This window comes from Shewanella sp. NKUCC05_KAH (genome assembly GCF_019345585.1).
Taxonomy (GTDB): Bacteria; Pseudomonadota; Gammaproteobacteria; order Enterobacterales; family Shewanellaceae; genus Shewanella; species Shewanella oncorhynchi.
On sequence record NZ_JAHKQZ010000002.1, the window covers coordinates 28,794 to 42,673 of the forward strand.

The following is a 13,880-nucleotide window of genomic DNA, read 5'->3' on the forward strand; positions in this document are numbered from 1 at the left end:
GTCCATTCTGTGGTTTATTAAGGATATTTTGGCTAAAAATGATTAGCCAGGAACGGGATAGTCTAACGGCAATTCAACTTCAAAACGAGTACCTTGCCCCTGTAGGCAATCGGTAACGCGAACACTACCGCCGTGTGCAGCTATCATGCCTTTGCAAATAGCCAGCCCCATACCTGTATTCTGTTTTTTCTGATCGCCATCGGCAACCACATAAAACATATCGAAAATTTGATCCCTATGGCTGGCGGGAATCCCTGGGCCTCTATCTTCAATGGCAATACAGCAACGGTGATTAGAAATGGTCAATTCAATACAAATAGGCTCTTCTGGTGGTGAAAATCGAACAGCATTCTCTAGAATGTTAAATAATCCTTGCTCAATCAGCGCCGCATGCACAAATAGGAGTGGGGGTTCTTTTTCTCTGTGATATTCAACGATTGCATTAGGGAAATAGCGTTTAAGCCTGCCAAGTACGCTGCCAATAATGTCATCTGCCGAAACCCAATCACGCTCTATGCTCAAAGTGCCATGACCCAGGCGTGTCATATCGAGTAGATTTTGGATATAGCTGTCCAAGCGACGGCTTTCTTGCAAAATAGTATCAAGTAGCTCGTTACGGTCGGCCTCTAGCAATTGTTTATTCAATAGTTTTAAGCTCTCCGCCGCCCCCATCATGGCAGAGAGTGGTGATTTTAGATCGTGAGACACTGACGATAATAATGCAGAACGTAACTGCTCAATTTCTGTTTTCACCCGTGCCGATTCAAGATCTGACACTAACTGAATACGCCGCCATGTATTAGCGCCTTGCTGTAACATGGCCAGAATAAGCTCTCTATCAAACGGACTGAGTTCGTTGACCGTAGGTTGCCAATCTAAAATCGCCGCGCCAATCGTCGTACCTTCAAGTTCAATGGGGAACACACTCACACCCGATGCGCTCAAGGTATCGCTCAAACGCCCCGCCGCTTGCCCATGGCGCAAGGTCCAATCGATTGCGGCTAAATCAAGGTCGTTAAATGGCGTATTCAGCAGCGGTAAATAGGATCGCTGACCATCTTTACGCTGCAAAACAATATAACAATCGGCATTCACTGAACCAGCAATCTTGCGCCCTATCGTTTGCCAAAGGGCTTTTTCATCATCGGCGACCGATAATTCTTGGGCAACATCTTTTAAAGTTTCAGCATAACGATTTGACTCACGCAGCAAAATAAACTGATTTCGGATCCGAGATGCCGCAGGGCCACTGATAAGCCCTATACACATCAAAAAGATTAAAGTGGCAATATCATCCTGACTATTTACATTCATAGTAAATTTGGGATCAGTAAGAAAGAAATTAAAGCTGAAAAAAGACCACACCGCAGTTGCCATGGCAGGCCTAGCGCCATAGGTTAAACCAATGCTGACAATCAAGAAAACATATAACAACACCAGATTGCCATTACTGAGCCAAGTATCTAAAAATGCCACCAGCGGAAAAATAACCACCACGCCAATCAGCCCAAGAATATGGCCTCGAAGATCACCAAAACTGGCTTTAGGCGTAATAGGATCTCGTACTTGTATTTGGTTTTCGGGTGCGTGATAGACACTCACCTCAACAGGTAAACCAGACTCAATCAAGCGTTGATACAGCCTTTTACGCCACCAAGGATAGGTGCGTTTCACACCCGCGCCGACTAATACTGTGTTAATTCGATGCAGGGCTATGTAAGGTAAAATGGCCTGATAACTGCTCGTGTCGCGTAATACTTCGGTCTGCGCGCCAAGTTCCTTCGCTAAGGCAAAGGCCTCATTTAGCCTTTTCCGCTGATAAAGGCCCAGCGCTTTGCCGGTATCGACCCAAAGCACTAACCAAGGAATTTGCCGCCGCTCGGCAATCTGTCGGCCTATGCGGATCAAGTATTGATGATCACTGCTGTTGCTCACTAAAACCAACAATCTGTCTTTGAGTACAAACTCTGTGCCGAGAGCCTTAGCATCTAGCTCGCAAATCAGCTTGGCATCGACTCGCTCTATGACTTTTTTCATTGCTAATTCGCGCAGTGCAGTCAAATTCGAGACCGAAAAAAAAGCATCTAAAGCCGAGCGAGCATACTCTGGCAGATAAACTTTGCCTTGCTGTAAGCGTTCGATGAGTGTTGATGGCGGTAAATCGACAAATATAATTTCATGGGCTTCATCAAGGAAGCGATCGGGGACGGTTTCCCGTACCCGCACTTGAGTAATTTGCAACACCAGATCATTCAAACTGACCAAATGTTGGATATTGACTGTGGTATAGACATCAATGCCCGCTGCCAATAATTCTGCGACGTCTTGATAGCGCCGTTTATGGCGACTACCGGGGACATTCGTGTGGGCCAACTCATCGACTAAGATAAGCTTAGGCCGACGAAGCAGCGCCGCATCCAAATCGAATTCCGTTAAACGATTATGATGATAATCAATGGGTTTACGTGCCAATACCTCAAAACCCGCTACCATGGCCTCGGTATCGGCACGCCCATGGGTTTCCACCAGTCCAACCAGCAAATCGACACCTTGCTGGGCCATTTCCCTTGCCGCACTGAGCATTGCATAGGTCTTGCCCACGCCAGGTGCCGCCCCAAGAAAAACCGTCAGTTTACCTTTATCATTTTGCTGTATCTGACTTAAGAGCGCATTGGCTTGCTGTGTTTGACTGATTGGTACCACGATTAGAAACTCCTTGAAAGACTCACTATCCAGCGCGCATCACACAGGGACTGGCACTGACTCTGCGATAAATCCGTATCGACATAACCGACACTCAACACATCCTGCTCAGTCATATTGAGGTTCAGCCCAACTCGCCAATCTAAATAGTGGCTATTGCTTGCGGCCATAGAACCTAAAAACAGTGCCATATCTTGCTGAGAAGCAAAAAAATTGCTCCCAAGATGCAGTACTAGACTTACATTAGAGAACAGCTGCGGCTCATAACTGGCATAAACATACTGAAAATCGTCCACATTCTCGCCAAAATAATCAGGAGAATAAACCAGCCCTAACTTAGCATCGGCGTAGCTTACCACAGCATAAATTTCGTTATAACTCAGGTCGGTATCGTCCTGAGAGTATTGGTAACGTATCACGCCTAGGTCCGTTGTTAAGCCATTATCCCAATCCTTGGCCCAGCCAGCGGACAAGTCGAGTTCTAAACTTCCATCCCCAAATTCGATGTTACTGCCCCAAAGCGAGCCATACCAGCCAGAATCATGGCTTAAGCTATACCCTGCTTGAACTGCAGGTCCTTCATCAGTTTGAGAAATACCGCGAAACGCATAATCACTGATGAGCATCACACTCCCTTGACTCTGCCAAGAGGCATTGCCCCCATGAGTCTCAGTGCTGGCAAGCGCGCCCATAGAGAGTGAAGATAACGCCATCATCACACCCGCACAGAGGCGCGAACAAGGAGCTGACTTAATCGGTAACATAAAAATTTATCCTTAAATTCAGTAGAATATTGTTTTATTGAGCGTGTTTAGCAATCTGGTCGAGAGCGAGGTTGAGCTTGAGCACATTGACGCGCGCTTGCCCAAAAATGCCCCACTGCGGTGGTTCGATAAATTGCGCCACTAAGGTCGACACTTGTGGTTCGGCTAACTGTCGAGCCTGAGCCACGCGCGCGACTTGCAGTTTGGCTGCTGCGGGTGAAATATGAGGATCCAGTCCCGCGCCCGATGTGGCGAGTAAATCCACTGGAATATCAGCGGCCTGAACAGATTCTCTGGCTTGGATTTCTTGGCTTGTTGCCATCACACGTTCACGTAACGCCGGGTTACTCGGCGCAAGATTACTACCACCTGTCGCCATAGGATCGTAACCGACAGCGCTCGGCCGACTAAAAAAATAGGCCGGATTAACAAAGGGCTGAGCGATGAACTCAGAACCCATAGCGATATTATCCCTGTGGATCACACTGCCCTTAGCTTGTACGGGAAATAAAGCGCCTCCGAGCTGAGTCACAGTGCCGGTATAGACAACGCCACACACAAATAACAGGGCGAGACTGGCTCTCAATCCCATAACGGCATGCTGAGTTTTAGTGGTATATACGATTGAATTCATTACTGTCTCCTAGAGCATAAGTGCAATGATTGAGTCGAGTGCTTTAATGCCGACAAAGGGTAAAATCACCCCACCTAAGCCATAAATCAGCATGTTATTTCGCAGTAATTTTTCTGCACTTATGGGTCTGAGTTTGATGCCTTTTAATGCCAATGGAATTAAGGCTGGAATGATAAGAGCGTTAAATACGAGCGCTGCGAGTACGGCTGAGGTTGGGCTGTGAAGCTGCATCAGATCCAGTGCACCAATCGCAGGCAAAGCCCCCGCAAATACCGCAGGAATAATGGCAAAATACTTAGCCACATCATTAGAGAGGGAGAATGTAGTCAAGGCGCCGCGGGTGATCAGCAATTGTTTTCCGACTTCAACGATAGCCAGTAATTTAGTGGGATCAGAATCCAAGTCCACCATATTGCCAGCTTCTTTAGCGGCTTGGGTACCCGAGTTCATCGCAAGACCTACATCGGCCTGCGCTAATGCCGGCGCATCGTTAGTGCCATCCCCCACCATAGCCACTAATCGACCTTTGGCCTGCTCTGCACGAATAAGGGCAAGTTTATCCTCAGGTTTAGCTTCAGCGACAAAATCATCGACCCCAGCTTCGGCGGCAATCACGCCAGCCGTTAGCGGATTATCCCCTGTCACCATGATGGTCCGTACACCGAGCGCCCTTAAACGGGCAAACCGCTCCGCAACGCCTGGCTTAATCACGTCACTTAAGGCTATAACCCCTAAAATGTGCGTGCAACTGGCGACGACTAAGGGAGTGCCCCCCTGCAAAGCCACTTTGCGGATAAGCGCGTTAACAGATTCAGGCCAGTGAATTTGATGCTGCTGCGCCCAAAACTGCATCGCATCGCCCGCGCCTTTAATGCCTTGAATACCATCGGTTAAAATGACCCCAGAAACCCGAGTCTCCGGTGTAAATGGGATAAAAGTCGCATCCGTAGGTTTGACGGGTAACACCGCGCCCAAATCTATGGCTAATTTGAGTACAGATTTCCCTTCAGGGGTGGGGTCATCGAGGGAAGACAGCACCGCCGCATCACGCAACATCTCAGCTGCAATGCCTTTCACGGGTAAAAATGCGGTCGCTTGACGATCACCGAAAGTGATAGTGCCAGTTTTATCCAGCAGTAACGTATCGATATCCCCCGCAACTTCCACGGCTTTACCCGATTTAGCGACCACATTGGCGGCTAAGGCGCGGTTCATGCCTGCAATACCAATAGCGGGTAACAAGCCACCAATCGTCGTTGGGATCAAACACACTAACAGCGCAATTAACATAGTGTAATCAAGGCTTGCACCGACGAAACCCGCCATGGGTGGCAAAGTCACCACCACGATGAGGAAAACCGCAGTCAATGATGCAAGTAGCACAGTCAACGCCGTTTCGTTCGGTGTTTTCTGACGCTTTGCCCCTTCGACCAGCCCTATCATGCGATCTAAGAAGCTATTCCCAGGATCGTTGGCAACCAGCACAGTAATTTCACCCGTAAGTACCTTAGTGCCGCCAATCACACCGGAATGATCTGTACCCGCTTCACGCAGCACAGCCGCAGATTCACCGGTAATCGCCGATTCGTTGATCGTGGCTATCCCTTCAATGATTTCACCATCGGCAGGAATATAATCACCCTGTAAAACCTTCACCTTATCGCCTTTGACAAGCAAAGTTGCGGATACTGATTCCAACTCACCGTGGCGTATGCGCCTCGCCTGCAAGGCCTCTTTCGCCGACTTTAAGCTGGCCGCTTGTCCACGACCCCTTGCCTCTGCCACGGATTCCGCAAAGTTAGAAAACCACACGGTAAGCAAAAGAATAAGGGTCGTGGCTAGCTCAAAACCAACAGTCTCGCCATTGAAGAACTTTTGTCCTGTGATCAAAGCGGCGAGTAAAGCGCCGACCATCACTACGAACATCACAGGGTTGCCAGCCATACTCACTAAGGACATTTTCTTTACAGCACCAAAGGCAGCTTGCTTCACGCCGGCGCTATCTAATATTTGAGCAGGTTTATGCATGACTATTTCTCCAGACTCATAGTGGCAAGTTCTAAAGCTTCGCCAATAGGCCCTAATACCGCCGCAGGTAAGAAAGACAGGAAGTTAATGATTAAAATCACAGCAATAAGGGTGAAACAAAAGGTGGGACTCTCGAGCTTCAAGCTCGCGTTACTGTCGGGGCTCACTCTTTTACTCGACATCATCCCCGCAATCGCCAGCGGTAAAAACAGCGGCAGGTATCGACCAAGCAGTAAGGCGATAACGCAGCTGATATTCCACCAAGGCGTGTTATCACCTAAACCTTCAAAACCCGAACCGTTATTAGCAAAAGCGGAGGTATATTCGTAAAAGACTTGCGAAATTCCATGAAAGCCGGGGTTGCTGTTGCCCGTAACACTCGGAATAGCTACAGTGATCGCCGTCAAACCTAAGACGCACAAGGTAGGTAAAACTAATAGACTTCCCAAAAGGGTGATTTCACGGGTTTCGAGCTTACGACCAAATATCTCTGGCGTACGGCCAATCATCAATCCCGATAAGAAAACAGCAATCCACACATAAACGATAAAGTTAACAAAACCGCAGCCAATACCGCCCCATATCGCATTAAGTAACATGCCTGATCGCGTCATCAATCCCCCGATTGGATTGAATGAATCGTGCATGGCATTGACCGAACCGTTAGAGGTTTGTGTGGTAAAAGAAGCCCATAGCGCCGAAAGCTCAGGTCCAAAGCGAACTTCTTTACCCTCCATATTCGGCCCTTGGGCGCTTAATCCCGCAAAGGCGGCGTTGGGTTGCAACTCGCTGTACACAGTTGCCCCAAGAAAACTGACGCTCAATAAACCCATAGCAACCAGAGCCATCAAGGTAAATTTTTTGCGTCTTAGCATTCCGCCAGCCATAAAGACGACGGCCATAGGGATCAGCACTAAGGCAATGGTCTCGATTACATTACTGACTGGCGTTGGGTTTTCAAGCGGGTTACTGCTGTTGGGGCCATACCAGCCACCGCCATTAGTACCTAACTGCTTGATGGCCACCATAGAAGCAACGGGGCCGATCGGAACGACCTGCTCAGTGATAGGTGATGCAGAATCTAAGGTGTTTACTTTTTGCGCACCGTCAAAACTACTCGGTACGCCTTGCCAAGTCAGTAACAGCGCCACAATAGCCGCTAATGGCAGCATAAGTCTGAGCACACCGCGCACTAAGTCAACATAATAGTTACCCAGATTTCGAGCCTCGCCCTCTTTGGCGCTGTCATTATTCAACCCGCCTAACATTCCCCGCAAAATCGCCACACAAACCGCCAGCGCCATGGCTGGAGTAACAAATTGCAGCGTGACAATGACAAATCCTTGGGATAAATAACTGAGCTGAGCCTGCCCGGAATAGTGCTGTTGATTGGTATTGGTGAGGAATGACACCGCAGTGTGCAACGCCAGATCCCAAGATAATGGTCCTATACCATCGGGGTTAAGTGGTAGCACATGTTGGAATTTAAGGATAAGAAACGCCAAAATGCCAAGTACCAAGTTGCTGATAAGAAACGCCGCACCATAGGATTTCCATGTCATCCCCGAATGGGCATTTACGCCTATAGCCCGATAAATCCACTTTTCAATGGGATTAAATAAACGATCTGAAAAATGGGACTGACCAGAGAAAACCCCTGTCATATAGGATCCCAACAGCCATGCGAGCCCAAGCGCAGTAGTAAAAATAAGGGTAATTTCAAACATAACGACTCCTAAAACTTATTAGGGGCAAACATTGCCACTGCTAAGTAGATGAAAAGTGCTATGGAAAGTATTAGAAATATCCAGTCCATATAATTTGTCCTTAAGAAAGTGAGTAACAGGACAAATATATGAATTAACCGCGTAAAGTCTCTAGAGTTCAAATGACTAATCCCGTAAAGAATACGTAAAAGTCATCATAATCAGTGGTAAATAAGGCCACAATAAACCATGGCATTAGCTATAAAAGTAAAATAAAAATGCCAGCTAGAAATACTAACTGGCATTAACACATGACCAAGCGATGATATTGTAGATTAATTAAGCTCTATATTTTTCATTTTATTATAGCTATCTGTCTTAATCTCTTTAAGTACACCTTTATTGTCATCAATAAATAATGCTTTTATATCATTCTGATTAGCGACGACTAATCCTTCTTGACTTCCTAAACATAATAGCGCTGTAGACCAAGCATCTGCTCTAGCCGGATCCGTTGCCAATACAGTTACAGATACTGTGTTATGGGTTACGGGTTTACCGGTTCGCGCATCAATAATATGTGAATAGCGCTGTCCTAAATGATCAAAATAATGACGATATGTACCCGATGTCATGATCGCTTGAGGGAAATCAATAAGCAGAACCTTTTGCATTGTTCGCTGTTCGGGCAGTGGTTTTTCAATCGCGATTTTCCAAGCAGAACCATCGAGTTTACTGCCGTGTACGACCATTTCGCCGCCAATCTCTACCAAATAATTATCGATATTGTATCGCTTTAGCACATCTGCAACTTTGCCAACACTATATCCCTGTCCAATCGAAGATAAATCAAGATGTACCTCTGGCAAATCTTTAGTTAACATTTGATTATCAATACTTAAATGATGTAAGCCTACATAGGTTAATGTCTGTTGGAGTGCACTTTCTGTAGGAATGGTTAATTGGTTATGGGTAAATCCCCACAAATCGAATAATGGTTTAATGGTCAAATCATAACAACCCTCCGTTTTTGAAGTGACCTCCTTGGCTATCCCTATGAGCCCTAAAATATCATCCCCGACCGCCATAGCGGAGTGCATACTGTTAAAACGAGAAATCACCGAATCTGAACGATAAGTAGACATATGAAGATCTATTTCTGACAATTGCCGCTCAATCTCGCGATTTATCTCTGTACTATTTATCTTGTCTTTACTCCAAAATGTCACATGCCAACTCGTTCCCTGCGCAAGGCCTTCTAACTTAGTATAAACTGGCGATTTCTGACACCCTACTAGCATAATGAGTAATATACATCTCAATAACCATTTCATTTACTGCCCCTCCCAGTCAATTCGACAAATCAACCATAAAATACACTTAAAATTAAAATCGCCAGAATGCCCGTGAGAAAATAATGAGTACAGGAAATATTTCTAATCGCCCAAAAAGCATAGCGACACACATCAGCCATTTAGCCGCATCTTTTAACGTGCCAAATCCAGATGCAGTGTCACCATAACCAATCCCCATATTATTAATGCACGCGGCGACTGTTCCAAAGGCGGTGGCAAAATCATGTCCAATGGCGACCAATCCCCATACAAAAACGCAAGTAAAAAATATGTACAGGAAAAATAATCCCCATACTGAACGAATGACTCTGTCTGAAACGACTTGGCCACTGATCTTTGTCGTTAAAATGGCATTAGGATGAACCAATTGATGAATTTCTCGGATCCCTTGACGGTACAAAAGTAAAAATCTGACAGCTTTAATACCGCCACAAGTAGAACCAAAGCATCCACCAAAAAAGCTCGCGCCTAATAATAAAAGCACAATATGACTGGGCCAATTAGGATAACCTGCAGAGCCTAATCCATTGTCCGTCATAACTGAAACTGTTTGAAAAAATCCATGTACCAATGAATCTTTAATATCAAAAGTTTGAGTACGATTCAGCTCTAAACAAGCGATCCCAACAACAATAGATAATATGAGAATAAAAAATCGAACCTCCGCATTATACCAAATAGGCTTGAAGCTTCGTCGAACTAACACTATGTAGTATAAGGCGAAATTGATTGCTGCCAGTATTGAAAATACACCACCCACAAGCTCAATTGCAGCACTGTTATAATATCCTAAGCTGTCGCTATGTGTGGAAAATCCACCCAATGAAACGGTAGATAGACTATGACATATGGCATTAAACCAATTCATTCCTGCAAGTTTATAAGCAACTGCACAACCTAAGGCAAGTACGCTATAAAGCCCCCATAAATTTCGAGCCGTATCCGCAAGGCGGGGCGTCATCTTTTCCTCTTTCATGGGACCTGGCATCTCAGACTGATATAATTTTGCGCCACCAATACCAAGAAATGGCATAATTGCAACGGCCAAAACAATTATCCCTAACCCACCGAGGAAATTAAGCTGTGCTCGATAAAATAAAATCGATTTGGGTAGTTCATCAATATCAGAAAAAATCGAGGCTCCAGTCGTCGTAATGCCTGACACACCTTCAAACATGGCATCGATTAAACTCAAGTCCAATCGTCTATCAAGAAGAAAAGGTAATGCACTCATTAAGGAAAATATCAGCCAAAATAAACAAGCGACCATGAAGCCATCACGTTTTTGCAGATTTTTATTTTCCTCACTTGTCATCTTCCAACCGACCACACCAATAAAAAGGGAAAGGAGGAATGTGATTAAAAATGGAGTGATATATCCATCTTTATAAAATAATGCAACAGCGATAGGCATCAACATGGTGAAGCTATATATGACAATCAAAAAGCTACATAGATGAATTATGGTATGAAATCGAGAGCTAGATTTCTGTATTCCACTGACTGCAATCATTCCAACTCACCTTTAGATATTTATCGTGAAAGACTTAATGAATAATTTATTAGGTATCATAAAATACAAGCGCTCACGTCCTGTTCTAAAATTATATGCAATCGATAACAGAGTTAGGTTAGGAAATAGATCGTCCCGAATACTCTTTGTTGTCGTCTAAGGTGGATTGCAAGTTGACTTATCGTCGCGACAATGGCTATGACAATAAAAGCGATTAGATTGATAAAAACAGCCACATCTATCATTGGGAGAGAATAATAAGGAGCGTTAAATAAAAAATAAACACGAATAGCTTCAACAAATACAGCCATATACGTATATTGAAAACAACATTGAAGTGTAATCATAACGACAACGAGTTGGAGTACAATAATAATGCTTTAGATGACACCCTCCAAGAGGGTAAATACAAGCAAATAGCGAGTAGGCACTCAGAAATAAAGCTCAACCTAACAGAGAGTTTAAAAACACTTAGTTTGTCCATCAAAATGTAAGTCGTTATGTCATACAGATTTTCACTTTAACAGACGAAAACAATTCTGACGCGTAAAAAAAACGTAAAAAAATACGGAAATTAACTTTAGATAGACGAAATTAATAACATTATACTTTTGAAATCCCCAATCAATTTAACTGGGGATGGCTAGTATCAATATGCTTAAATGGCTAAGGCTTGCTCAAGATCGGCAATCAAATCTTGAGGATCTTCGACGCCAATGCTCAATCTAATCAGGTTGTCATTCACCCCTGAAGCTAGCCGACTCGTGGCATCCATAGCGGCATGGGTGGTACTAGCGGGGTGGCAAGCAAGGCTCTCTAAGTCGCCTAAACTGACCGCTTGGGTAAACAAATTCAAATGATCTAAAAACTGCGCCGCTCGATTAAAGCCCCCTTCGAGCTCAATACTCACCATACCGCCAAAGGCGTTGATGGTTTCACTCAGAACTTGATGACCTTGATCCTCTGCTAGCCCTGGGTAATAAACTTTTGCAACGCTCGGATGGGTTGCAAGAAAAGCGGCGACCTTAGCCGCGCCCGCAAGATGAGCATCCATTCTAAGTGCTAAGGTACGTAAGCCTCGCTGTAATAAATAGGCTTCCTGTGGCCCAATCGCAGCGCCGATATGTTTAAGCGCTATAGTGCGAATAGGTTGCATTAATGCCTTAGGTCCAGCGACAACACCTGCGATTAAATCGCCATGGCCACTTAAATACTTAGTGGCACTGTGCATCACGATATCAATGCCATGTTCCAGCGGTTTGAATAAATACGGGGTTAAAAACGTATTATCACAAATGGTTATAGCGCCCACTTTTTCGGCGGCAAGCTTAACCTTACGGTAGTCACTGACTTTTAAGGTCGGATTGGTGATGGGCTCAAATAAAATAATTTTTGTTTCGGCGGTAATCTCTGCCAATAAATGATCATCATCTTGATAACGGCGCACAGTAATACCCGCGCGGGTTAACGTTTGGATTAAAAATGCCGCAGTGCCACCGTATACGGGGTCGATAAATGCGATTTCATCACCTTGACTGGCTAAAGCATAGAAAATACTGCTGATTGCCGCCATCCCACTCGCAACAACGAGTGCTTCATCAGCCCCTTCCAGTTGTGCTAATTGATATTCAAGCGCCTGCACTGTCGGATTCGCCATGCGACTGTAGATAAAGCCCGGTTGCTCACCTGCAAAACGGGCTCGACCATCCTCGGCACTACCGTAGGCGAAGGTGCTACTTTGATAGATAGGAGTTGTAAGAGCGCCCGTCGAGTTATCAGCGGCATAATGGGTGTGAAGTAATTTAGTTTTAAATTGCATAATAGATCCTAATAACCATTAAATGGCATGAGCGAATGAGGCGTAATGTGCTTGAGCAACGTCGGGATGAGAGCGTAAACGCCCTTTTAATACGTTCTGGCCCACTTGGTGGAAAAGTGGATTTAATGGATCGCTTGCCGGTCCTTGAGCTTGGTTCGCCAAATGCTTTGGCAAAGGTAACAAAGGGACTGTCGCATTCAACTGCGCCGCCATAAAAAAGGCGCACGAGTAGCGCTCGACCCCAGCAGGCGGGCTCGTCACCCTATGGTTGGTTGCCTTTAAATACCCATTAGAAGCCAACTCAAGTAATTCACCTATATTCACCACAAAGGCATCTTCTAATGGCGGTATGCTTAACCAACCGTTGTCAGTCTGAACCTCTAAACCGGATTGCTTATCTTGCAGCACTAAGGTCAAATAGCCAGGATCTTTGTGTGCCCCTACGCCTTGGCCAGAAGTCTGTCCATCCGCGCTGGGATAGCGAATAAGCTTCATATGCTGATATGGACCCGCTTCAATCGTGGCATCAAAGGCGCTTTCTGGCTGCTCCAGCGCAACAGCTAAAGCCCTCAATAGTATGACACTGGTATCGGCTAAATCCTGTTGCCATGCCAATAAAGTCGATTTCATCTGTGGTAATTGTGACGGCCATTGATTAGGCCCCTGTAGCTGCCACCATATAGGCACATCAGACTGCTGAGGGTTAGCCACTTCTTCTTGCATGATATCAAATTGTTCCCGCAAGTCCGGTTTCCCTAAGGTCAATTCACCTTGCAAACGGGTATAACCGCGAAAATGCGGTGTATTAGCCATTTTCACCGCTAGTTTATCTACTACGGGCAGTGCAAAGAAATCTGCCGCTAACTTAAGTACTTGCTGCTGTCTAGCAAGCTCAATGCCGTGGCCTGTGAGATAGAAAAACCCTATTCTTCTGGCAGCATCGGCAAGCTTAGTAATAAAAGCGTTACGACGTTGTCCACCAGCATGCCAATCACTTAAATTCAATATCGGTAATTGTTCCATCAATGACTCCCATTTAATGCATTGTCTGAGCCGGATTCTATGCCTTTATGGGTCGATGGATAATGAATCAATAACTATTTGATATATTAAACAGTAATAATAGATCATTTAGATATATAAACATCTAGGCTTCTATACTGCTAGATTTGAATTTCAAAGGGTAAAACAACGCTAATTATTAGGCCAACTCAAACCGTACCACTCAGATAAACATCATAAGCCATACTGCTTAATGATATTTATCTGGTTATTTTTCAATATATTAGTAAAATTGAGATATAAAAATAAAAGCGAGTCCACTTTTGCGGCACTCGCTTTTAAGGTTTCGAAGTTTT

General features: G+C 45.1%; 9 protein-coding genes. All 9 read right to left on the minus strand.

Features of this window, described 5'->3' with window-relative positions; all coding sequences use genetic code 11:
• Window positions 1-42: 42 nt before the first annotated feature.
• The 9 genes from KO533_RS02000 to KO533_RS02050 all read right to left on the minus strand — a co-directional run bounded on the left by KO533_RS02000 (window position 43) and on the right by KO533_RS02050 (window position 13,545).
• Window positions 43-2,703 (minus strand): sensor histidine kinase KdpD, encoded by a 2,661-nt coding sequence (locus KO533_RS02000; RefSeq protein ID WP_219252661.1) that lies wholly within the window; start codon window positions 2,701-2,703, stop codon window positions 43-45.
• A gap of 2 nt (window positions 2,704-2,705) precedes the next feature.
• On the minus strand, window positions 2,706-3,467 hold the full coding sequence (locus KO533_RS02005; RefSeq protein ID WP_219252662.1) for a TorF family putative porin: 762 nt from the start codon (window positions 3,465-3,467) through the stop codon (window positions 2,706-2,708).
• 34 nt (window positions 3,468-3,501) lie between these two features.
• Complete coding sequence (gene kdpC / locus KO533_RS02010; RefSeq protein WP_219252663.1) at window positions 3,502-4,101, minus strand: potassium-transporting ATPase subunit KdpC; 600 nt, start codon at window positions 4,099-4,101, stop codon at window positions 3,502-3,504.
• Window positions 4,102-4,110: 9 nt separating this feature from the next.
• Complete coding sequence (gene kdpB, locus KO533_RS02015; protein ID WP_219252664.1) at window positions 4,111-6,129, minus strand: potassium-transporting ATPase subunit KdpB; 2,019 nt, start codon at window positions 6,127-6,129, stop codon at window positions 4,111-4,113.
• Between the two features lie 2 nt (window positions 6,130-6,131).
• Complete coding sequence (kdpA, locus tag KO533_RS02020) at window positions 6,132-7,856, minus strand: potassium-transporting ATPase subunit KdpA (RefSeq protein WP_219252665.1); 1,725 nt, start codon at window positions 7,854-7,856, stop codon at window positions 6,132-6,134.
• A gap of 314 nt (window positions 7,857-8,170) precedes the next feature.
• Window positions 8,171-9,169, minus strand: coding sequence for an FAD:protein FMN transferase (locus KO533_RS02030; protein ID WP_219252666.1), 999 nt, complete (start codon window positions 9,167-9,169; stop codon window positions 8,171-8,173).
• A 52-nt stretch (window positions 9,170-9,221) separates the two neighbouring features.
• Entirely contained in the window at window positions 9,222-10,703 is a 1,482-nt protein-coding gene (locus KO533_RS02035; RefSeq protein WP_219252672.1) for a TrkH family potassium uptake protein, read from the minus strand.
• A gap of 658 nt (window positions 10,704-11,361) precedes the next feature.
• Window positions 11,362-12,522 (minus strand): PLP-dependent aspartate aminotransferase family protein, encoded by a 1,161-nt coding sequence (locus tag KO533_RS02045; protein ID WP_219252676.1) that lies wholly within the window; start codon window positions 12,520-12,522, stop codon window positions 11,362-11,364.
• 18 nt (window positions 12,523-12,540) lie between these two features.
• The gene (locus KO533_RS02050) at window positions 12,541-13,545 is read right to left on the minus strand and encodes a 2-oxoglutarate and iron-dependent oxygenase domain-containing protein (protein WP_219252677.1); all 1,005 of its coding nucleotides are present in this window, start codon (window positions 13,543-13,545) and stop codon (window positions 12,541-12,543) included.
• Between the last annotated feature and the right edge of the window lie 335 nt (window positions 13,546-13,880).

Coding starts and splice junctions, on each gene's coding strand:
- KO533_RS02005 (WP_219252662.1), bottom strand. CDS start 3,467: ATGTTACCGATTAAGTCAGCTCCTTGTTCGCGCCTCTGTGCGGGTGTG.
- KO533_RS02045 (WP_219252676.1), bottom strand. CDS start 12,522: ATGCAATTTAAAACTAAATTACTTCACACCCATTATGCCGCTGATAAC.
- KO533_RS02050 (WP_219252677.1), bottom strand. CDS start 13,545: ATGGAACAATTACCGATATTGAATTTAAGTGATTGGCATGCTGGTGGA.
- kdpA (WP_219252665.1), bottom strand. CDS start 7,856: ATGTTTGAAATTACCCTTATTTTTACTACTGCGCTTGGGCTCGCATGG.
- kdpB (WP_219252664.1), bottom strand. CDS start 6,129: ATGCATAAACCTGCTCAAATATTAGATAGCGCCGGCGTGAAGCAAGCT.
- KO533_RS02030 (WP_219252666.1), bottom strand. CDS start 9,169: ATGAAATGGTTATTGAGATGTATATTACTCATTATGCTAGTAGGGTGT.
- KO533_RS02035 (WP_219252672.1), bottom strand. CDS start 10,703: ATGATTGCAGTCAGTGGAATACAGAAATCTAGCTCTCGATTTCATACC.
- kdpC (WP_219252663.1), bottom strand. CDS start 4,101: ATGAATTCAATCGTATATACCACTAAAACTCAGCATGCCGTTATGGGA.